This is a genomic window from Erwinia sp. CGal63 (assembly GCF_037026505.1).
Taxonomy (GTDB): Bacteria; Pseudomonadota; Gammaproteobacteria; order Enterobacterales; family Enterobacteriaceae; genus Erwinia.
Genome location: NZ_JAKUMN010000008.1, coordinates 140865 through 160403, shown reverse-complemented (window position 1 = coordinate 160403; position 19539 = coordinate 140865). Strand labels below are relative to the sequence as shown.

Below are 19539 nucleotides of genomic sequence, written 5' to 3'. Positions count from 1 at the left end.
TTCACAGAATTCAATTTTATTCTGCCTGACGGCGCAGATTTGCCCTTTTTTTGCATAAACCCCGGCAGTGAAAGGGATTGTGCGGCATAAAAAGGAGTAAAGATGAACCGGTTTGTCACTGTTAATCCCGCTGAATGTATCGACTGCCACGTTTGCGAAGTTGCCTGCGCGTTAACGCATGGCGACGGCGAATGGCCAGGCGACCGCGAGCAATTTCGCCCGCGCATCCACCTTGTTAAAGGCTACGGCCCCGTTACCTGTCGGCATTGTAATAACGCGCCGTGCGTCACCAGCTGTCCGACCGGAGCGCTGGTTTTCGATCGGCACAGCGTGCGGCTGCATGAAGAGAAATGCATTGGCTGTAAAAACTGTCTGCTGGCCTGCCCGTTTGGCGCGATCGAACCGGCCGCGCTAAGGGGAACAATGATCAAATGCGATCTATGCGAGCAGAGCGAGCAGGGCAAGCCCGCCTGCGTCTCCGCTTGTCCCACTCAGGCGCTGCGGCTGATGGATGACGCCGCGCTGACGCAGCTGAGCAGCTATCGGCAGAAGGTCAGCGCCGACGATAAAACCTGCGGTTCAGCCGCGCGCCGAGCAGAACAGGCGCTGGATAAGCCGCCGCGCGTCGGCGCCCGCAAGCTTGAAGCGCAGGCGCGAAAACAGCACTTTGGTGAAATTTATCAGGGGTTTTCGCCGGCGCAGGCCGGTTATGAAGCGGAGCGCTGTCTCTACTGCGCGCAAAAAGCCTGGTGCGGCTGGGCCTGTCCGCTGCACAACGCGATTCCCGACTTTATACGGCTGGCGCGCGAAGGCCGGATTATCGAGGCGGCGGAGCTGTCGCATCAAACCAGCAGCCTGCCGGAAATCTGCGGGCGCGTCTGTCCTCAGGATCGTCTTTGCGAAGGCGCCTGCACGCTGAACGGACGCGCGGGCGCGGTCACCATCGGCAATATCGAGCGCTACATTACCGATGAAGCGTTGAAGCAGGGCTGGCGTCCGGCGCCGCCCGCCGTCAAGCCGCGCCGGGAAAAAGTGGCCATCGTCGGCGCCGGGCCGGCTGGCCTGGGCTGTGCGGATATTCTCGCGCGCAGCGGCGTTCAGGTGGATGTGTTCGATCGCCATCCTGAAATCGGCGGGATGCTGACCTTCGGCATTCCTTCCTTCAAGTTGGATAAGCAGCTGCTGACGAAGCGGCGGGCTCTTTTCGGCGAGATGGGCATTAAGTTCCACCTTAACTGCGAGATTGGGCGCGATCTCCCTTTTTCCCGCCTGCTGGCGGATTACGACGCCGTCTTTTTGGGCGTGGGCACCTATAAGCTGATGCGGGCGGGCCTTGAACATGAAGACGCGTCGGGCGTTATTCAGGCATTGCCCTATCTGACCGCCAACACGCGTCGGGTTATGGGGCTGCCGGAAGACAAGCAGCAGCCTTATATCTCGCTAAAAGGAAAAAGAGTGGTGGTGCTGGGCGGCGGTGATACGGCAATGGACTGCGTGCGTACCGCGGTTCGCCAGCAGGCGAAGCAGGTGATCTGCGCCTATCGGCGCGATGAGGCGAATATGCCGGGTTCTAAAAAAGAGGTCGCCAATGCGCGTGAGGAAGGGGTGGAATTTATGTTCAACCTGCTGCCGCAGCATATTGAGCTGGATAAAGCCGGGCGGGTGAGCGGTATAGGGATGATCCGTACCGTCCTCGGCGAAGCGGGCAGTGACGGACGGCGACGGCCTCAGCCGGTGAAGGGATCGGAGTTCGTGCTGGCGGCCGACGCGCTCGTTCTGGCCTTTGGTTTTCAGGCGCACGAAATGCCCTGGCTGGCGGGTCAGTCAGTTCGCTTCAATCGCTGGGGACTGATTGAAACGGGCTGTTCAGGGCGCGTCACGCAGACGCACAATCCGAAAGTCTTCGCCGCAGGTGACGCGGTACACGGCGCGGATCTGGTCGTCACGGCCATGGCGGAAGGACGTCGCAGCGCACGAGAGATGCTGGCGATGTTTGCACAAAACGCCGCAAGAAAGGAGCGGGCATCATGAATCAGTTTATCGTCGCCCAGCCGGAAAAATGTATCGGCTGCCACACCTGCGAAGTGGCCTGCGCCGTTGCGCATACCGGGTCGCCTTTGCTGGCCGCGCAGCGTTATTTTCCCCGTCTGAACGTGATTAAATCGGCGCAGATTAGCGTACCCGTGATGTGTCATCAGTGCGACAACGCGCCCTGCGTGGCGGCCTGTCCCGTAGCGGCGCTGTACAAGGGCGAAGAGGCTATAGAGAGCCGTAGCCAGCTCTGCATCGACTGCAAGAGCTGCGTGATCGCCTGTCCGTTCGGCGTTATAGAGATCGTCAGTAAGCCTGAAGAGACGCCGTTGATAGTGAAATGCGATCTCTGCGCTGGTCAGGCCGACGGCCCGGCCTGCGTCAGAGTCTGTCCGACCGACGCGCTTGCGCTGATCTCTTCCGCCCGGTTAACCCGGCGACAGCGGCAAAAACAGCAGCGAGCGGCGAAAGAGAGCCAGCTGAATGGCCCCTGTTTACAAGAGGTGGAAACACATGGATAAAGCGATCGTTGTTTGTCCCTACTGCGGCTGCGGCTGCAAAATCGCGCTGCAGATTGCGGACGGAAAAGTCGTTGGCGCGGAAGGCGCGCCCGGCGTCACCAACGAGGGAAGGCTCTGTCTGAAAGGCTACTTCGGCTGGGAATTTCTCAATAACACTCGCCTGCTGACGCCGCGGCTGCGGCATCCCGCCATTCGTCGTAAGCGAGGCGGCCCTTTTGAGCGGGTAAGCTGGCAGGAAGCAACAGACTTCGTCAGCGCCCGACTGCAAAAAATCAAAAGCCGGTTCGGGCCGGAGAGCATTATGGTTACCGGCTCTTCGCGCGGGCCGGGCAATGAAACCAACTACGTTATGCAGAAGTTCGTGCGCGCCGTATTGGGCAGCAACAATATCGACTGCTGCGCCAGGGTCTGTCACGGCCCTTCCGTCGCCGGGCTGCGGGCGACGCTGGGCAACGGAGCGATGAGCAACTCGATGAAGGATATCGAAGAGAGCGACTGCCTGTTGATCTTCGGCTACAACGCTGCGGATTCCCATCCGATTCTGGCAAGGCGCATTCTTCACGCCAAAGAAAAAGGCGCCAAAATCATCGTTTGCGATCCGCGCTATATTGAGAGCGCCCGACTGGCCGACCTGTGGCTGCCGCTGAAAAACGGCAGCAATATGGCGCTGGTCAACGCGCTGGCGCACGTGCTGATCGCCGAGAAGCTGTGGAACAAAAGCTATATCGATAACCATACGGAAGGGGTTGAAGCCTGGCGGGAAGTGGTTCAGCGCTACTCGCCGGAAGCTGTGCAGGCGATCACCGGGCTGAAGCCGGAGCTGATTCGCCAGGCCGCGCGCCTCTACGCCAGCGCCAAAAACGCCACGATTTTATGGGGCATGGGCGTGACGCAATGGGGACAGGGCGTGGATGTGGTGAAAGGGCTCTCCAGTCTGGCGCTGGCCACCGGCAATTTTGGCCGTCCCGGCGTCGGCGTTGGGCCAGTGAGAGGCCAGAACAACGTGCAGGGCGCCTGCGATATGGGCGCTTTGCCGGACGTTTTTCCTGGCTATCAGCCCGTGACCAGCAAGGCGGCACGCGACAAATTCGCCGCCGCCTGGGGCGTGGCTTCGCTGAGCGATAAGCCCGGCCACGCGATTACCGACGTGCCGCATCTGGCGCTGGAAGGCAAGCTGCGCGCCTACTGGATTATGGGCGAAGACCCGCTGCAAACCGAGCCTGATCTCGCCCTGATGCGCCAGGCGATGGCGAAGCTGGATCTGATCATCGTGCAGGATATCTTTATGACCAAAACGGCCGAGCTGGCGGATGTGCTGCTGCCCGCCACCAGCTGGGGCGAGCACGAAGGGGTCTACACCAGCGCGGATCGGGGCTTCCAGCGCTTTGAAAAAGCCGTAGAGCCGCAGGGCGATGTGCTGCCGGACTGGGAAATTATCTGCCGGGTAGCGCAGGCGATGGGTTATCCCATGCGTTACGCCAACAACAAGGCTATATGGGACGAGCTGCGCGCGCTGTGCCCGCTTTATACCGGCGCGACCTGGGAGAAAATGGCCGGATTCGGCTACGTCCAGTGGCCCTGTCCCGACGAGTCGCATCCGGGTACGCCTTATCTTTACGAGGGAAACCGTTTTTCACGACCGTCCGGCAAAGGCTTGCTGTTCGCCTGCGACTGGCAGCCGCCTGCGGAAACCACCGATGAGGAGTGGCCGCTGGCGCTCTGCACGGTACGGGAGGTCGGCCACTACAGCTGTCGTTCCATGACCGGCAACTGTCACGCCTTAACCGCCCAGGCCGATGAGCCAGGCCGGGTGCAGATCAACACGGAGGATGCGCGCAGGCTGGATATCAACGACGGCGAGCTGGTTTGGGTGACGTCGCGACGCGGCAGGGTGATCAGCCGCGCCGAGGTCAGCGACAGAACGAATTACGGCGCGGTCTATATGACCTATCAGTGGTGGATCGGCGCCTGCAATGAGCTAACGCTGGACAGCGTCGATCCCGTGGCGAAAACGCCGGAGTTCAAACACTGCGCCGTCAGGGTAGAGAAAATAGCCGATACGCAGTGGGCGGAACAGCAGGTTGCGGAACGCTATCAGCAAATAAGAGCGCGGCTGGCGCAAGCGGCAGAGCCGCTGGCGTAGCGCATTGACGATCGCCCGGATTACGCCAGGCGGTCGGTTAGTCTTTGGCGTTGTTCAGCGCCAGCGAAACCGCCAGCGTTTGCGCCAGGCACAGCGAGGCGACCTGCGAACGGAAACCGTCGACCTGGGCCTCGCGCACTACAAAACAGACGTCGCTGAAGGCGGCCAGCGGGCTGACCTGACTGTCGGTAATGGCGATCTGCTGCGCGCCGCGTTTCGCGCCCAGCTCCACCAGCTCGACAGCTTCGCGAGCGTAAGGCGAATAGCTGATGGCGATAACCACATCTTTCGGGTTAACCATGGTGAGCTGTTCGGTAAACATGCCGCCAAGACCGTCGATCAGAAAGGCGCGGCGCTCCAGATGGCGCAGCGCATAGGTCAGGTAGGAGGCGACGCTGAACGAGCGACGCAGGCCGATCACGTAGATATTCTCCGCCTGCGCCAGCAGCGCTACCGCTTTATCCAGCTGCTCCGGGTTGGTCTGCATCGCCAGCTGCTGCAGCGCCTGAGAGTTGACCATAGTAAAGACGTTGAGGATCTCAGCCGGATTTTCCGGCGGCGTAGCCGCTTCATCCGTAGAGGTCTGGCGGAACAGGCGTGCGCGTTCGGTGTAGTTAACCGTCTCTTCCATCAAATGCTGGCGAAACACCTGCTTCATTTCATTAAAGCCGCTGAAACCAAAAGCGTTGGAGAAGCGGATTAAGGTGGAAGGCGGCACGTCGGCCTGCTGAGCAATCGAGGCGACGGTGTCAAAAGCGATGCTGTTGCTGTTGTCGAGAATGTAGCGAGCCACCTGTTTCAGGCGCTTACTCAGGGTGTCGTAGCGACGGCGGATGTCATCCTGTAACAGGGAAAGCTGTGTGGGCGTAATAGTCATGCAGTCAGGCTCGCTAAATTAGTCATATTCTTCTGGCGGTTATTCTATCAGATGAACAAAAAATTTCACTTTTAAACGAAATTCAGCGGTTCTATTTCATCGCTATATGAATTGCATCACAGAAAAAGCGCGATCGCCGCTCTTTTACCGGCGTTCGCTTTTTTTAACCGCAGAAAGCGGCTCAGAAACCGAAACTGGAAGAGAGAGACCGCGCCGCCAGATAACAGAGAAAACCACTGGCGGGCGGCTTAACGACGGGACGTTATTTTACCGGACGCACTTCACGCCAGTAGTCGATCAGGCGTAGATAATTGCCTTTCACTTCGGCAATCAGGGCGTCGTCATTGAGTTCGCCCTGCAGCCACTGGCGCGAAGGCTGGCCGAAGATAGTGCGGCCTACGGCGAAACCTTTGACCCACGGCGCCTGAGCGGCGGCGGCGAAACCGGCCTTCAGTTTCTCTTCCGGCGCGTCCAGTCCCAGAATCAGAATACCGCGGCACCAGGGGTCCTGCTGCTCGATCAGCCCGCTGATAGCCTGCCAGCTCTCCAGGCTTAGCGGCGGCAGCTTCCACCAGTCTGGCTGCACGCCCAGCGAGTAGAAGTGGCTCAGCATATCCAGATAGTAAGACTCTTTCTTGTCCGGATTGCTCTCCGGCAGAATCACCTCCAGCAGCAGCTCGTGGCCGGTTTTATTACAGCCTTTCCAGACGTCCAGGATCAGCTCGTCCTGCTCTTTACGCAGCTCGGCGCTGTCGTGAGGATGATAAAATACCAGGCACTTCACCACGTGCTCCTGCGGCCAGTCCACCAGCTGCGAGCCGATGTTGCCATGTTCCAGCCGTAGCGGCCTGGAGCCAGGCATCTCAATCGGCCGGCCAATCCACCAGCCTTTACCGGTAATCGCGTTCAGCGTGGGCTGCCCAAACGTTGTGTCCGCCAGGATGCCGCTGCGGCGATCCAGACCGGCCTCGGTAGCCGCTTCCTGCGCCGCGCGCAGCAGTAGCTGTTTCAGTTCCGGCAGACGAGTCGTGTCGACGCCCGCTTCATTCGCCATATCCACCAGCTGCTTACGATGGTCGAAGGCGAACACGCACAGCTCCGGCCACTGCTGTTTCCGCGTGGTGACGCGATGCAGATGGTTGAGGCGGCTGTCCAGATCCGGGCGCTTGACCTCGTTATCGCGGCTGAGAAAATCATCCAGCTCGGCTTTGGTCGGCATCGCCGGCGCGCAGCCGTGGCGCGATACCACCAGCGCGCCACAGGCATTGGCGTAGCGGCACGCCTGCTCCCAGCTTTCATCGTTCAGCCAGCCGCGCAGCAGGCCGGACATAAAGGCGTCGCCCGCGCCCAGCACGTTCAGCACTTCCACGCGCACGCCGCTTTGCAGTTTGGTTTGCTCCCAGCTATCCGGAATATCGCCTTCCAGCACCACGCAGCCCAGCGCGCCGCGCTTGCAGACCAGCGTCGCTTTGGTCGCCTGGCGCACGTTTTTCAGCGCGGTAAGCGTATCAGTGCTGCCGCCGGCAATATGGAACTCCTCTTCCGTGCCGACCACCAGATCGAAATAGTGCAGCACTTCCTGCAGCTGCTGCGTAACGTGGCTGGATTCAATAAAGCGGGTTTCGCCGTCGCCCAGCGAAGTCAGACCCCACAGCACCGGCCGATAATCGATATCCAGCGCGGTACGCAGGCCGTGGCGACGAGCGATCTCCAGCGCTTTCAGCACGGCGGCGCGAGTATCAGGATGAGACAGATGCGTGCCGGTTACCGCGACCGCGCGGGAAGAGGCGATGTACTCTTCTTTGATATCGTCGGGCGTCAGGCCCATATCGGCGCAGTTGTCGCGATAGAACACCAGCGGAAAGGTGTCCTGATCCTTGATCCCGAGGATCACGAGGCCCGTCAGGCGGGTTTTATCAGTGATCAAACACTCGGTATCCGCGCCGACGCGCTGCAGCTCTTCCCGCAGAAAGCGGCCCATATGCTCATCGCCCACGCGAGCCAGCATGGCGGATTTCAGCCCCTGGATCGCCGTACCGTAGGCGACGTTGCCGGACGATCCGCCGAGGTATTTGGAAAACGTGCTCATATCTTCCAGTCGGGCACCAATCTGCTGACCATAGAGGTCAACGGCGATGCGCCCGATACAGATCACATCGAGCCGCTTCTGTTGTGTACTCATTCTGTTTTCCTTCTGTGATAGGCCAGCCGCGCTGTGTCAGCGCATCCTCCTGAACGCGTGGCGGCGTCCGGATATGAGGTGAAAATCAGTATGGGGAATAAATATTTCAACTTCAACTAAGAATGAAATTAATACCCCAAAAATGTGAAGTGGCTAAAACTCTCGCATTTCACCGCCGGCTGCGCTTTTTCTGACGATTGTTGACGGCTGACAACAGACGGTAAAACGGCTGCAACAAACGTGAAATTTTTAATTAACCTGTTGATTAAGATAGGAATAAGGCGTTATCGGGTTTTCAGACAAAGGCTATGACCATTGTGTCGGCTGGATCGCCGCGGCGACCTGTGTTTCACGGCATAATTTGATCTCTCTCGCAAAATGAAATGTTTCTTCTGTAATGTGGTTTAGTGAAAAAAATATTTGTTTATAATCGCCTCACGTTTCATTTTCGGCCATTACCGCAGTGGCGATTACTCAGGCGAAGCGCGGCAGGCTCAAGGTCTGCCGCCGTACCGTTAAGGAAGAGCAAATGGGCAAGATCAGATTAACCACGGCACAGGCTCTGGTCAGATTTCTGGACAACCAGTATCTGTCGGTAGATGGCGTTGAAACCAAATTTGTCAAAGGCATCTTCGCGATTTTCGGCCACGGCAACGTGCTGGGGCTGGGCCAGGCGCTGGAGCAGAAGAGCGGCGATTTGGTGGTGCATCAGGGCCGTAACGAGCAGGGCATGGCGCACGCCGCTATCGGTTACGCTAAACAGAAGCTGCGTCGCGAGATCATCGCCTGCACCTCTTCCGTCGGGCCGGGCGCCGCCAACATGATTACCGCGGCGGGTACCGCTTCCGCCAACCGCATTCCTCTACTGCTGCTGCCTGGCGACGTGTTCGCCACGCGCCAGCCCGATCCGGTGCTGCAACAGATCGAGCAGAACCATGATCTCAGCATCAGCACCAACGACGCCTTTCGCGCGGTCAGCAAATACTGGGATCGGGTAAGTCGCCCGGAACAGCTGATGACCGCCTGCATTAACGCCATGCGCGTGCTGACCGATCCGGCAGAAACCGGCGCCGTCACGATTTCGCTGCCGCAGGACGTGCAGGGCGAAGCCTGGGACTATCCGGACTACTTCTTCCAGAAGCGCGTACATTTGCTGGATCGCCGTCTGCCGACGGAAGCACAGCTGGCCGCGGCGCTGAAGCTGATAGCCGGCAAAAGCAAGCCGCTGATCGTCTGCGGCGGCGGCGTAAAATATTCCGAGGCGGGCGAAGCGCTGCGCCAGTTCGCCGAGCGCCATCAGATTCCCTTTGCGGAAACGCAGGCTGGTAAAGGCACGATCCTCTCCGATCATCCGCTAAACGTCGGCGGCGTGGGCGAAACCGGCTGTCTGGCGGCTAACCTGCTGGCGAAAGAGGCCGATCTGGTGATTGGCGTCGGCACGCGCTACACCGACTTCACCACCGCTTCAAAATGGATTTTCCAGCATCCGGACGTCAGCTATCTCAATATCAACGTCAGCAGCTTCGACGCTTACAAGCTGGATGGCGTGCAGGTCGTCGCCGACGCGCGCGAGGCGCTGACGGCGCTGGATAGCCGACTGGCCGCTCAGGGCTTTAGCAGCGGCTGGGGAGAAAAAATCGCCCAGGCGCAGAGCAAATTGCTGAAAGAGACGCAGCGCGTTTACGAGGCGGTCTACAGCAATGACGGTTTTATCCCGGAGATTGACGATCATCTGGATCGCGAGGCGGTCTTCGCCGAATTCAACCGGCTGACGGATTCCTTTCTGACCCAGAGCAGCGTGCTGGGCACGCTAAATGAAAACCTCCCAAAGGATGCGGTGATCGTCGCCGCTGCCGGTAGCCTGCCGGGCGATCTGCAGCGCGTCTGGCGCAACAAGGATTACAACAGTTATCACGTCGAGTATGGCTACTCCTGTATGGGCTATGAGGTTAACGCTTCGCTGGGCGTCAAGCTGGCTGAGCCGCACCGCGAGGTCTATACGCTGGTCGGCGACGGCTCCTTTATGATGCTGCATTCGGAGCTGGTGACCTCCATTCAGGAGAACGCCAAAATCAACGTGGTGCTGTTCGACAACATGACCAACGGCTGCATTAACAATCTGCAGATGGAACACGGCATGGACAGCTTCACCACCGAGTTCCGTTTCCGTAATGCCGAGGGCGGCAAGCTGGACGGCGGCCTGATACCGGTAGATTTCGCCGCCATCGCCGCCGGCTACGGCTGTAAAACCTGGCGCGTGACCACGCTGGCGCAGCTGAAGCAGGCGCTGGAAGAAGCGCGCCAGTCGCCGGTTTCCACGCTGATTGACATTAAAGTGCTGCCAAAAACCATGGTGCATAAATATTTCAGCTGGTGGCGCGTCGGCGGCGCGCAGGTTTCGCAATCTGAACGCATTGATGCCGTGGCCCAGATGCTGAACGAGCATATCGACCAGGCACGTAAATACTAATTATCCCTCTGTGACCTGAACCGGGCTGCTTTTGCCAGCCCGGAAGGCTCCCCTACAACCTGGATTCAACGGAGTAGTTATGACACTGAAACTTGGCGTTATCGGCACCGGCGCAATCGGACAGGAACATATTCGTCGCTGCAGTAAAGTGCTGCAGGGCGCGAAGGTGGTGGCTGTTTCCGATATTAATATTGAAGGCGCCAAAGGCGTGGTCAGCCGTCTGGGTCTGGAGGCGGAAGTCTATGCCAACGGCCATGACGTGATCCGCTCCTCGGACGTGGACGCGCTGATTGTTACCTCCTGGGACCCAACCCACGAAGAATTCACGCTCGCCGCCATTGCGGCGGGCAAACCGGTGTTCTGCGAAAAACCGCTGGCGCTGACCGCTGAAGGCTGTCGTCGCGTCGTCGACGCCGAAATCGCGCACGGCAAGCGTCTGGTGCAGGTTGGCTTTATGCGCCCTTACGATACCGGCTACCGCGCGCTGAAGCAGGTTATCAGCAACGGCGAGATTGGCGAGCCGCTGATGCTGCACTGCGCGCACCGTAACCCAGCGGTGCCGGAGAGCTACACTACCGATATGGCGATCACCAGCACGCTAATCCACGAACTGGACGTGCTGCGCTGGCTGACCGAGGACGACTATAAAACCGTCCAGGTTGTCTTCCCGCGCGATACCAAAAACACCCACGCGAAGCTGCGCGATCCGCAAATCGTGCTGTTTGAAACGCAAAAGGGCGTGCGCATCGACGTCGAAATCTTCGTTAACTGCGCCTACGGCTACGATATTCAGTGCGAAGTGGTCGGCGAAACCGGCATCGCCAGGCTGCCGGAACCTTCATCCGTACAGCTGCGTAAAGAGGCGAAGCTCTCGACTTCTATTCTGACCGACTGGAAAGATCGCTTTATCGACGCCTACGACGTCGAGCTGCAGGCCTTTATCAACGATGTCACGGCCGGCGAGCTGCACGGCCCGTCCGCCTGGGATGGCTATGCGGCCTCCGTGGCGGCGGACGCCTGCCTGAAGGCGCAGGAGAGCGGCGCCATTGAAAGCGTAGAGCTGCCGCCGCGTCCGGCGTTCTACAACAAATAGCGCCGATCGGCTCCTCTGGCAGCAGAGGAGCCGTCAAACGATAAGCAGGGAGAAACTGATGAAGATTGCCTTTGACGTTGATGTCATCAAAGATTTAGGCATCACTAAAATGGTTCACCAGGTAGCGGACTGGGGCTACAAATATATCGAACAGTCGCCGCATCCGCAGATCAACCCATTTTACAAGCACCCGAAAGCCAGCCGGGAAATCATTACCGAATATAAAAGAGCGCTGCGCGAAACCGGGCTGGAGATCTCTTCTTATATCGTGGTCTATCGCTGGTCGGGGCCGGACGAGGCTCGCCGCCAGGCCGCGGTTCGCAACTGGAAGCGCATGATCGAGATCGCGGTGGAAACCGGCGTGCAGGTGATCAACACCGAGCTTTCCGGCACGCCTAACGAGCCGGAGATCTGCGAAGAGATGCTCTATCGCTCAATGGAAGAGCTGCTGCCGATCGTCGAGCGGGAAGGTATTCGCATTGAAATCCAGTCTCATCCGTGGGATTTCTGCGAAGAAAATAACGAAACCGCCGATCTGGTGAAGTCGTTCCGCAGCGAAAACGTCAAATACCTCTATAGCGCGCCGCACACCTTCTTTTATGACAAAGGCAAAGGCGACGTGAAAAGCATGCTGGAATACGCGGGCGGCGATCTTTCGCACGTGCTGATCGCCGACACCATGAACCACACCAAACACTGCCGCTATATCGTCAATCCGCCAGGCGTGGACGCCACCATCCATCAGCATGTGGGCGTGGGCGAGGGCGAAGTGGATTTCGATACGCTGTTTAAAACCCTGCGGGAAATGGATTTTGCGAACCGCACTTACAAAGTGGGCGGCGAGTCGATTATCGCCGCGTCGCTGTTCGGCTATCCGGAAAAAATGAAGTACCAGGCAGTGGAAACCCGCGAGCTAATCGAACGCGAGCTGCTGCGTTAATCGTCCGGCGCACGGCGCCTGAACCCAAGCGCGGAGAGCCTGCGGGACGCGCCGCGCTACCCTGATCGACAGACTGCTGAGACACCATCATGAACAAAGAGAACGTGAAGCTGGCAATCGCCCCAATCGGCTGGACCAACGACGATATGCCGGAGCTGGGCGCGGAGAACACCTTTCAGCAAATCGTCAGCGAAATGGCGCTGGCGGGCTTTACCGGTAGCGAAGTCGGCAGTAAATACCCGCGCGATCCGGCGGTGCTCAGGCCCATGCTGGAGATCCGTAACATTCAGATCTGCAACGCCTGGTTCAGCACTTTTTTCGCCAACGGCGAACGGGCGAAAACCATTGATGAATTTATCAACCATCGCGATTTTCTCCATGCGATGGGCGCGAAGGTTATTGGCTGCTCGGAGCAGAGTAAAAGCATTCAGGGAACCGGGCTGCCGGTGCTGGAAGAGAAGCCGCACTTTACCGAAGAAGAGTGGCGGCTGACGGCGGAAGGCTACAACGAGCTGGCGAAGCTTGCGGCGGAAAAAGGGATGCAGGTTTGCCTGCATCACCATATGGGCACGGCGATCCAGACCGCAGCGGAAATCGATAAATTTATGGCGTTAACCCACGACGACGTTTATCTGCTGTTTGATACCGGCCACGCTTACTACTCGGAAGGCAGCCAGGCGCAAATGCTGGCGATCCTGGAGAAGTACCTGCCGCGCATCAACCATGTGCATCTGAAGGACGTGCGTGATGAGGTGGTAGCCCAGGTCAGAAGCCAGCGGCTCTCTTTTCTGGATGGCGTGAAAAAAGGCACCTTTACCGTGCCTGGCGATGGCGTAATCGACTTCGCGCCGGTGTTTAAAATTCTCGACGAGTCAGGCTACAAAGGCTGGATGGTGGTGGAAGCGGAGCAGGATCCGGCGCTGGCTAACCCTTTTGAATATGCCGTTAAGGCCAGAAAATATATTCGCGAGCACGCGGGCATTTAAGACGTTCTACCGCAGGTAGAGCAGCCGTGCTGCAATCAATAAAAAAACAGCACCTGATATCAGGCGCTGTTTTTTCGCAGTACGAGCTTATTTCAGTACCACGGTGTTAATGATATTTTCCGCTTCCGTCTGCGACTGCTGTTGGTTATCCGCAGGCAGCGTGATCTGCAGCGTCAGTAGCTTGCCGTCGACCTTCGCCAGCAGCACCGATGACCAGGAAGACTGGCCTTTGGCCGAGATCACCGAATCCAGCTGCTGCGCCGGCTGGCCCTTCAGCTCAATCGATTTATTGGTCACAACCTGCAGCTGTGCGTCGCGGTTGCGCTGCTGATCTTCCAGACGTTTCGCCAGCACGTCGAGGCTCTCTGTGGTTTCGTCACCCGCGATAACGATAATCGCTTTCTGGCCGGTGGCGTCGGCGTAAACATGCATGTTATTAGCCTGCGTGCCCATTTTTCCGGTCTGATCGGACATGCCCGCCGGCAGTGAGAAGCTGAGTTTACCGTCCATCAGGGTAACGGTCTGGCTGCTCTGGCTGCTGCTGACGCCGTTGTCGTCGGCGGCAGCTTTATCATTTTTGCCGTCGCAAGCGGCCAGTCCGACCACCAGTAAACCGATTCCGGCATATTTCAGTAAGTGACGCATTATGATCCCTTTTACGTTAGTCGTTCACGCTTTTCAGCAACTTATATAATTAATCAGCAGCTAAAAGCAACCTGCCGTGGACAACCGCGTGTTACGGCTGCGCCCCACAGAGTGACAGACTAGCCGAAGTTCACCTGAGCGCCAGAGGATTTTTCCGTTATGCGCTTCAGTGCGGCGTTGAGCAGCACGCCGTAAGCGGGCAGGAAGAAAACCATGCAGATAAGCACCTTGAAGCTGTAGTCCACCAGCGCGATCTCTACCCAGTTCTGCGCCATAAAGGCGTCGGGGCTTTTATAGAAAGCGATAAAAAAGAACGCCAGCGTATCGCTGATATTGCCTAAAAACATCGCGGAAGCGGGCGCTATCCACCACTGCGGCAGCTGACGCAGACGGTTAAAGACATGCACGTCCAGAATCTGGCCCAGCGCGTAGGCCATAAAGCTGGCGCAGGCGATGCGGGCGACAAACAGGTTGACGCTCGCCAGCGCGGCCATTCCCTGCCATTCGCCCTGATAAAACAGCGCGGAAACGCTGTAGGAGATAAACAGCGCCGGGATCATCACCGCCAGAATAATGCGTCTTGCCAGCGGCGCGCCGAAAATCCGCACCGTCAGATCGGTCGCCAGAAAGATAAACGGAAAGCTGAAGGCGCCCCAGGTGGTGTGGAAGCCGAAAACAGAAATGGGGAGCTGCACCAGGTAGTTACTGGAAGTAATCACCAGCAGATGGAACAGCGACAGCCAGATCAGCGCGTGTTTACGCTGACGCGAAGAAAAAGAGATCATCATGTAGCCTTTTTGAACGTTGGGGTGAGGGAACCCAAAAAAAAATTGTCTCGCCTGAGCGATTGCGCGGCATCTTACCGAATCACTCTGTCAATGCAATGGTTAATTTTAGCGCAAACGTTATCGGTGTCTGCCCGGCTTGCACAAGCGCCGTTCGGGGGTAAAATGGCACCATTTCCTGGCTGATTGAGAAGAATATGAGCGAAATTTTCGCAAATCCCGACCAAACTCTGGACGCGCTGGGCCTGCGCTGCCCCGAGCCGGTCATGATGGTACGTAAAGCCGTGCGGCACATGCAGGAAGGCGAAACGCTGCTGATTATCGCCGACGATCCGGCCACCACGCGCGATATCCCCGGTTTCTGCCGCTTTATGGAACATACGCTGCTGGCGCAGGAAACGGATGGATTACCTTATCGTTATCTGCTGAAAAAAGGGCTGTAGCGCCCTGCGGCTCGCCCTGCCGAAACCCGCAGGGCGAGATGTTAACTTAGCGCTTACTCAGTAACCGTAGCGCGTTCGCCGTCACCAGTGCGGTGGCGCCGGAATCCGCCAGCACCGCCAGCCATAGCCCGGTTATTCCCAGCAGCGTCGTCACCAGAAACAACCCTTTCAGGCCAAGCGCCAGCGTAATATTTTGCCGGATGTTGGCATGGGTGGCGCGCGACAGACGGATCATCGTCGCCAGTCCCGTCAGCCGGTTATGGGTTAAAGCGGCATCCGCGCTCTCCAGCGCCACGTCGCTGCCGCCGCCCATCGCAATCCCCAGCGTCGCCGCCTTCATCGCGGGCGCGTCGTTGATGCCGTCACCCACCATTGCTACCGCGCTGCGCTGATTAAGCTCGTGAATAGCCGCAACCTTATCCTCAGGCAGCAGGCTGGCCCGATAGTCGATAGCAAGCTCGCTGGCGATGGCCGCCGCCGCTCGCGGATTGTCGCCGGTCAGCATCACCGCCGTGATATTCAGCGCGCGCAGTTCGGCCAGCGCCGCCGCCGCGTCCGGACGTAGCGTATCGCGCAGCGCTATCAGGCCAGTCGGCTGCAGGTTTTGCGCGACAATCGCGACGGTATTGCCTGCCGACTCCAGTTGCGCCACCTGCGCCTGCCGCTCCGCCGTCAGCGCCAGCCTCTCCGGCGCGCAGATGGAAAGTTTGTGACCGCCAACTACCGCTTCAATACCGCTTCCCGCCAGCGTTTTTTGCGCCGTGGCCTGAGGTATAAGCAGCCGACGCTGCTCTGCCAGCTGCACAATCGCCTTCGCCAGCGGATGGGAAGATCCCTGTTCTACAGCGGCGGCTTTCGCCAGCAGCGCCGCTTCGTCCTGGCCGTCGAAAGCTTCAATAGCGACGATTTGCGGTTTGCCTTCGGTCAGCGTACCGGTTTTATCAAACGCCAGCGTGCGCACATTGTTCAGGCTTTCCAGCGCCGCGCCGCCTTTGATTAACACGCCATGTCGGGCCGCGGCGGCCAGGCCTGAAGTTATCGCCGCAGGCGTGGAGATCACCAGCGCGCAGGGACAGCCGATCAGCAGCAGTGTCAGGCCCTTGTAGATCCACGTCTGCCAGTCGCCGGCAAACAGCAGCGGCGGAATTAGCGCTACCAGCAGCGCCAGCGCCATCACCAGCGGCGTATAGACGCGGCTGAAGCGATCGAGAAAACGCTCCACCGGCGCACGATGCGCGTCCGCTTCTTCGATCAGGTGCAGAATACGGTCGATAGCGCTCTCACCCGGTTTTGACGCCACCTTCAGTGTGACCAAGCGATCGACGCTCAGGCTGCCAGCGGCGACGGTTTCGCCCGCCTGACGCGCTACCGGCATCGATTCGCCGGTCAGCGCGCTCTCGTCGAAGCTGGCGAAAGACGTCGCCAGAATGGCATCGGCCGGTAAGCGTCCGCCTGCCGCGACCTCAATCAGATCGCCCGGCTGCAGCTCGCTCACCGCCACCGTTTCGCGTTTGTCTCCGCGTATCCGTAGCGCTTCATCAGGTTTTAGCGCCATCAGCGCCGTCACGCCGCGGCGCGCGCGACCGGCGGCAAAGGCTTCCAGCCGTTCGCCCAGCATAAACAGCAGCAGCACCATCGCGGCTTCCGCCGTCGCGCCGATAAACAACGCGCCGAGCGCCGCCACCGTCATTAAAGTTTCGATGGCGAAAGGCGTGCCGCTGCGCATCAGCCGTAGCGCGGTACGCGCAACGGGCCAGCAGCCGACCAGTGTGGTCAGGATAAACGCAATTTTCCCGGCCTGCGGATCGATGGCCTGCAGCAGCCAGCTGGCCAACAACAGCGCGCCCAGCGCCAGCAGCAGGCCGTTTTCCCGCCAGAAGCCGGGGTTTTCTTCGGCTGGCTGGCTCTCAGAGCGAAGCGTAAATCCTGCGCTGACGACCGCCTGTTCGACCTGCTGACGCACATCTTTATCGGCGCTGACCAGCAGTTTTTCCGTAGCGAACAGTACGCGTGCCTGAGCGACGCCAGGTAGCTGGCCTACGGCGTTTTCGATCTTTCTGGCGCAGGCAGGGCAATCCATACCGCTAATCCGCCAGCGGTAATCGGCGTCGCCTCTGTCGCTCTCTTCCTCGCGCGGCGCGGCGCAGCAGCTGGATTTTTCAGTCGGAGAAAAAGCGATTGAGGTAATTTTGCCAGGCGCCGGACGGCAGCCTCGCTGGCCAGCCGCGTGGCGCTGCCCGCAAGGGCAGGATAAAGGTGAGTGTGGGTGCATGGCGCCTCCTGATAAGCCTGGCGGGCAGCTTCTCCCGCGAGGCTTATCTTACACTCTGGAGCGGACTCCAGAGTCAAGGCGTAAATCAGAGGTAAAGCGAGCGGACGATCATAAAGTGGCCGGCAAAATAGCAGGCAGCGGTGATGGCGCTGTCGGCCGTGAAGCGGCGACGATAGTGGCTAACCAGCCAGACGATATTGGCGAGCAGCAGCAGCGAGGTGCCGACCATCAGTGAAAAACCATAGTCCGTCGGCCGGAAGAAATATTGTTCGGTAGTCAGCCAGACCATCAGCAGCGTCATGCCGATAAAAGTACAGATCGGCCACCGCAGCTCGGCCAGTTTCGTCCAGATGGCGGCGATCAGCAGCGCGCCGATAATCAACACCGTCAGCGGGATCGGCCAGAAGAACGTCAGCGTCATATGGCTGGCGAAGCAGATGGTATAGAGCAGATGCGAGAGGAAAAAAGCGCCAATAGCGTAGAGCATACGGCGCTCGGGCAGTAGCATCAGCGCATCGCCGACCAGCGTCGCCAGCAGACCGAACAGAATCAGATAATCCGTGGCGCTCAGAACCGGCGCCTGCCAGGCCCAGGCAAGCAGCAGCAACAGCGTAACCGGTTTAAAGACCCAGCGCTGCCATTGTGGGCCACGGTAAGTAGCGTCAACGTACAGCCAGCCGGAAAAAAGCACTGCCAGAAACGACCAAATCATAATGTGTCCCTTTGTTTTTAGATGCTAAATTCCACAGTATCTTTTTAGTCTAGGCCAGGCGTCGACGATGTGACAATGAGAGCGCTCTGGTTGTATTCTTTCCGTTTACGCTGCAAAAACGAGGAAAAGCCGTGAAGCCACCTCTGATTTTTTTTATTACGCTGGCCATTATTGCCGTGCTGGCGACCCGGCAATTTATCAGGCAGCGGCAGGAAGTCGCGGTCAACGACGCTTCGCCTGTGCGCAGCCTGCTGGTGGAAGTTAAGGATAAGCGGGCGGTGTCTACTTCCGCGCTGCGATCGCGCCAGCGTGAGACGATCCCGGTGGAGGCGATGCGCTATGAGGCATGGTTTCACCCGCTAAACGGCGCGGGCGATTTTAAACTGGTGCTGCAGGCTGACGACTATCAGCAGCTTGAGCAGGGAGAGAAGGGCGATCTGCAGATCAAGGGCAAGCGATTTGTCTCGTTCCGGCCGCGATAAAGGCTGGCCGGAACGCGGGATTCACGATTTAGGCAGCTGCTTTTTCTGCCAGGCCAGCAGCTCGAACACGCCGAAAAAGAAGATTTTGGCCTGTAGCGCGCCGCTCAGCTTCGGCCCCTCTTTCGGCTGCGTGGCGCGCATCAACACCAGCTGCAGGCCGTGCATAATCACCATAAAAAACAGCGCGACATTAATAAAATATTTCAGCGGCGCGGGATAAGGGTGGATCAGATTCAGCAACAAAAACGCCCATACGCAGACCATTAGCGCTCTGCCCAGGTTAATCAGCATGAGTCTCTCTCCTCTCTGGCGAATGACGAACGTAAAGGCGATAAGCGACCTGCCCGGCGATCTTCTCCCGATGCAGCTGCCAGCTCGTCGGCACGGGCGGCGCGCCGTTCTCCACCTCGCTCTCTACATAGATTAAGGCTTCTTCCGCCAGCCAGCCGCGCGTTTCCAGCAGCGTCAGCGTCTCTTCCAGCAGCCCCTTGCGGAACGGCGGATCGATAAACACCAGCTGGTGCGGTTCGCCTGCCTGCGCCAGATACTGCAGCGTATTGGTATTGATCACCCGACCATTGGCCGCGCCCAGCGTAGCGAGGTTTTTGCCAAGCTGCTGCGCCACGGCGCGCTCCAGCTCCAGCAGCGTGGCCGATGCCGCGTGACGCGACAGCGCTTCCAGCCCCAGCGCGCCGCTACCGGCGAAACAGTCCAGACAGCGCGCGCCCTGAATGTCGGGCGCCAGCCAGTTAAACAGCGTCTCACGGACGCGATCGGTAGTAGGACGCAGCCCGGCGCTGTCCGGCACCGGCAGCTTTCTGCCGCGCCACTGGCCGCCAATAATGCGGATTTGTCCGGCGCTGCCGCCGCGAGGTTTTTTCATCATCTGACTTAACTTTTCATAATTTGTTGCACAGTTTAACGCGCGATTCGCGCTCAGGAAACGTAAAAAGGGTG

Annotated in this window: 17 protein-coding genes; 9 read left to right on the top strand and 8 right to left on the bottom strand. The window is 58.9% G+C overall.

From position 1 onward, the window contains the following. The first annotated feature begins 102 nt into the window (after positions 1–102). From MKZ79_RS19865 to fdhF, 3 genes are read left to right on the top strand one after another with little or no spacing between them, the layout of a single operon-like run. The gene (locus MKZ79_RS19865) at positions 103–2031 is read left to right on the top strand and encodes an FAD-dependent oxidoreductase (protein WP_336144344.1); all 1929 of its coding nucleotides are present in this window, start codon (positions 103–105) and stop codon (positions 2029–2031) included. Next, positions 2028–2552 carry a 4Fe-4S dicluster domain-containing protein gene (locus MKZ79_RS19860; protein WP_336144343.1) on the top strand — a complete coding sequence of 175 codons (525 nt, stop codon included), beginning with the start codon at positions 2028–2030 and terminating at the stop codon, positions 2550–2552. Before MKZ79_RS19865 ends, MKZ79_RS19860 begins: the two co-directional genes overlap by 4 nt. Beyond that, positions 2545–4695: a formate dehydrogenase subunit alpha gene (fdhF, locus tag MKZ79_RS19855; RefSeq protein ID WP_336144342.1), complete on the top strand. Its 2151-nt coding sequence runs from the start codon at positions 2545–2547 to the stop codon at positions 4693–4695. Before MKZ79_RS19860 ends, fdhF begins: the two co-directional genes overlap by 8 nt. A 37-nt stretch (positions 4696–4732) precedes the next feature. Here fdhF and MKZ79_RS19850 read toward each other — a convergent pair whose 3' ends face one another. Both MKZ79_RS19850 and MKZ79_RS19845 read right to left on the bottom strand, forming a co-directional pair. Further along, on the bottom strand, positions 4733–5572 hold the full coding sequence (locus MKZ79_RS19850; RefSeq protein WP_336144341.1) for a MurR/RpiR family transcriptional regulator: 840 nt from the start codon (positions 5570–5572) through the stop codon (positions 4733–4735). A 262-nt stretch (positions 5573–5834) separates the two neighbouring features. Beyond that, positions 5835–7754: a bifunctional 5-dehydro-2-deoxygluconokinase/5-dehydro-2-deoxyphosphogluconate aldolase gene (locus tag MKZ79_RS19845; RefSeq protein ID WP_336144340.1), complete on the bottom strand. Its 1920-nt coding sequence runs from the start codon at positions 7752–7754 to the stop codon at positions 5835–5837. A 529-nt stretch (positions 7755–8283) separates the two neighbouring features. Between MKZ79_RS19845 and iolD the strand changes: the two genes are divergently transcribed. The 4 genes from iolD to iolE all read left to right on the top strand — a co-directional run bounded on the left by iolD (position 8284) and on the right by iolE (position 13243). Beyond that, the gene (gene iolD, locus MKZ79_RS19840; RefSeq protein ID WP_336144339.1) at positions 8284–10224 is read left to right on the top strand and encodes a 3D-(3,5/4)-trihydroxycyclohexane-1,2-dione acylhydrolase (decyclizing); all 1941 of its coding nucleotides are present in this window, start codon (positions 8284–8286) and stop codon (positions 10222–10224) included. 79 nt (positions 10225–10303) lie between these two features. After that, entirely contained in the window at positions 10304–11317 is a 1014-nt protein-coding gene (locus MKZ79_RS19835; protein WP_336144338.1) for a Gfo/Idh/MocA family protein, read from the top strand. Positions 11318–11375: 58 nt separating this feature from the next. Continuing rightward, complete coding sequence (locus tag MKZ79_RS19830) at positions 11376–12257, top strand: sugar phosphate isomerase/epimerase family protein (protein ID WP_336144337.1); 882 nt, start codon at positions 11376–11378, stop codon at positions 12255–12257. An 89-nt stretch (positions 12258–12346) separates the two neighbouring features. After that, positions 12347–13243, top strand: coding sequence for a myo-inosose-2 dehydratase (gene iolE, locus MKZ79_RS19825; RefSeq protein ID WP_336144336.1), 897 nt, complete (start codon positions 12347–12349; stop codon positions 13241–13243). Positions 13244–13330: 87 nt separating this feature from the next. Here the strand turns inward: iolE and MKZ79_RS19820 are convergent, their stop codons facing one another. Together MKZ79_RS19820 and MKZ79_RS19815 are read right to left on the bottom strand one after the other, a co-directional pair. After that, on the bottom strand, positions 13331–13888 hold the full coding sequence (locus MKZ79_RS19820; protein ID WP_336144335.1) for a DcrB family lipoprotein: 558 nt from the start codon (positions 13886–13888) through the stop codon (positions 13331–13333). Positions 13889–14007: 119 nt separating this feature from the next. Beyond that, the gene (locus tag MKZ79_RS19815) at positions 14008–14673 is read right to left on the bottom strand and encodes a 7-cyano-7-deazaguanine/7-aminomethyl-7-deazaguanine transporter (RefSeq protein WP_336144389.1); all 666 of its coding nucleotides are present in this window, start codon (positions 14671–14673) and stop codon (positions 14008–14010) included. A 197-nt stretch (positions 14674–14870) separates the two neighbouring features. On the opposite strand from MKZ79_RS19815, the gene tusA reads away from it, so the two are divergent. Beyond that, positions 14871–15116, top strand: a complete 246-nt coding sequence (tusA, locus tag MKZ79_RS19810) for a sulfurtransferase TusA (RefSeq protein WP_336144334.1) — start codon at positions 14871–14873, stop codon at positions 15114–15116. A gap of 46 nt (positions 15117–15162) precedes the next feature. Here tusA and MKZ79_RS19805 read toward each other — a convergent pair whose 3' ends face one another. Further along, positions 15163–17388, bottom strand: a complete 2226-nt coding sequence (locus MKZ79_RS19805) for a zinc/cadmium/mercury/lead-transporting ATPase (protein WP_336144333.1) — start codon at positions 17386–17388, stop codon at positions 15163–15165. 85 nt (positions 17389–17473) lie between these two features. Next, positions 17474–18100 (bottom strand): lysoplasmalogenase, encoded by a 627-nt coding sequence (locus MKZ79_RS19800; protein ID WP_336144332.1) that lies wholly within the window; start codon positions 18098–18100, stop codon positions 17474–17476. A 131-nt stretch (positions 18101–18231) separates the two neighbouring features. Between MKZ79_RS19800 and MKZ79_RS19795 the strand changes: the two genes are divergently transcribed. Next, positions 18232–18582, top strand: a complete 351-nt coding sequence (locus MKZ79_RS19795; RefSeq protein WP_336144331.1) for a DUF2500 domain-containing protein — start codon at positions 18232–18234, stop codon at positions 18580–18582. Positions 18583–18603: 21 nt separating this feature from the next. Here the strand turns inward: MKZ79_RS19795 and MKZ79_RS19790 are convergent, their stop codons facing one another. Beyond that, complete coding sequence (locus MKZ79_RS19790; protein WP_336144330.1) at positions 18604–18873, bottom strand: DUF1145 family protein; 270 nt, start codon at positions 18871–18873, stop codon at positions 18604–18606. Continuing rightward, positions 18863–19468: a 16S rRNA (guanine(966)-N(2))-methyltransferase gene (gene rsmD, locus MKZ79_RS19785; protein ID WP_336144329.1), complete on the bottom strand. Its 606-nt coding sequence runs from the start codon at positions 19466–19468 to the stop codon at positions 18863–18865. Before rsmD ends, MKZ79_RS19790 begins: the two co-directional genes overlap by 11 nt. Positions 19469–19539 lie beyond the last annotated feature (71 nt).

Excerpts from the sequence above, each read along its gene's own strand:
- MKZ79_RS19865 (WP_336144344.1), top strand. The coding sequence starts at position 103 with ATGAACCGGTTTGTCACTGTTAATCCCGCTGAATGTATCGACTGCCAC.
- MKZ79_RS19860 (WP_336144343.1), top strand. The coding sequence starts at position 2,028 with ATGAATCAGTTTATCGTCGCCCAGCCGGAAAAATGTATCGGCTGCCAC.
- fdhF (WP_336144342.1), top strand. The coding sequence starts at position 2,545 with ATGGATAAAGCGATCGTTGTTTGTCCCTACTGCGGCTGCGGCTGCAAA.
- MKZ79_RS19850 (WP_336144341.1), bottom strand. The coding sequence starts at position 5,572 with ATGACTATTACGCCCACACAGCTTTCCCTGTTACAGGATGACATCCGC.
- MKZ79_RS19845 (WP_336144340.1), bottom strand. The coding sequence starts at position 7,754 with ATGAGTACACAACAGAAGCGGCTCGATGTGATCTGTATCGGGCGCATC.
- iolD (WP_336144339.1), top strand. The coding sequence starts at position 8,284 with ATGGGCAAGATCAGATTAACCACGGCACAGGCTCTGGTCAGATTTCTG.
- MKZ79_RS19835 (WP_336144338.1), top strand. The coding sequence starts at position 10,304 with ATGACACTGAAACTTGGCGTTATCGGCACCGGCGCAATCGGACAGGAA.
- MKZ79_RS19830 (WP_336144337.1), top strand. The coding sequence starts at position 11,376 with ATGAAGATTGCCTTTGACGTTGATGTCATCAAAGATTTAGGCATCACT.
- iolE (WP_336144336.1), top strand. The coding sequence starts at position 12,347 with ATGAACAAAGAGAACGTGAAGCTGGCAATCGCCCCAATCGGCTGGACC.
- MKZ79_RS19820 (WP_336144335.1), bottom strand. The coding sequence starts at position 13,888 with ATGCGTCACTTACTGAAATATGCCGGAATCGGTTTACTGGTGGTCGGA.
- MKZ79_RS19815 (WP_336144389.1), bottom strand. The coding sequence starts at position 14,673 with ATGATCTCTTTTTCTTCGCGTCAGCGTAAACACGCGCTGATCTGGCTG.
- tusA (WP_336144334.1), top strand. The coding sequence starts at position 14,871 with ATGAGCGAAATTTTCGCAAATCCCGACCAAACTCTGGACGCGCTGGGC.
- MKZ79_RS19805 (WP_336144333.1), bottom strand. The coding sequence starts at position 17,388 with ATGCACCCACACTCACCTTTATCCTGCCCTTGCGGGCAGCGCCACGCG.
- MKZ79_RS19800 (WP_336144332.1), bottom strand. The coding sequence starts at position 18,100 with ATGATTTGGTCGTTTCTGGCAGTGCTTTTTTCCGGCTGGCTGTACGTT.
- MKZ79_RS19790 (WP_336144330.1), bottom strand. The coding sequence starts at position 18,873 with ATGCTGATTAACCTGGGCAGAGCGCTAATGGTCTGCGTATGGGCGTTT.
- rsmD (WP_336144329.1), bottom strand. The coding sequence starts at position 19,468 with ATGATGAAAAAACCTCGCGGCGGCAGCGCCGGACAAATCCGCATTATT.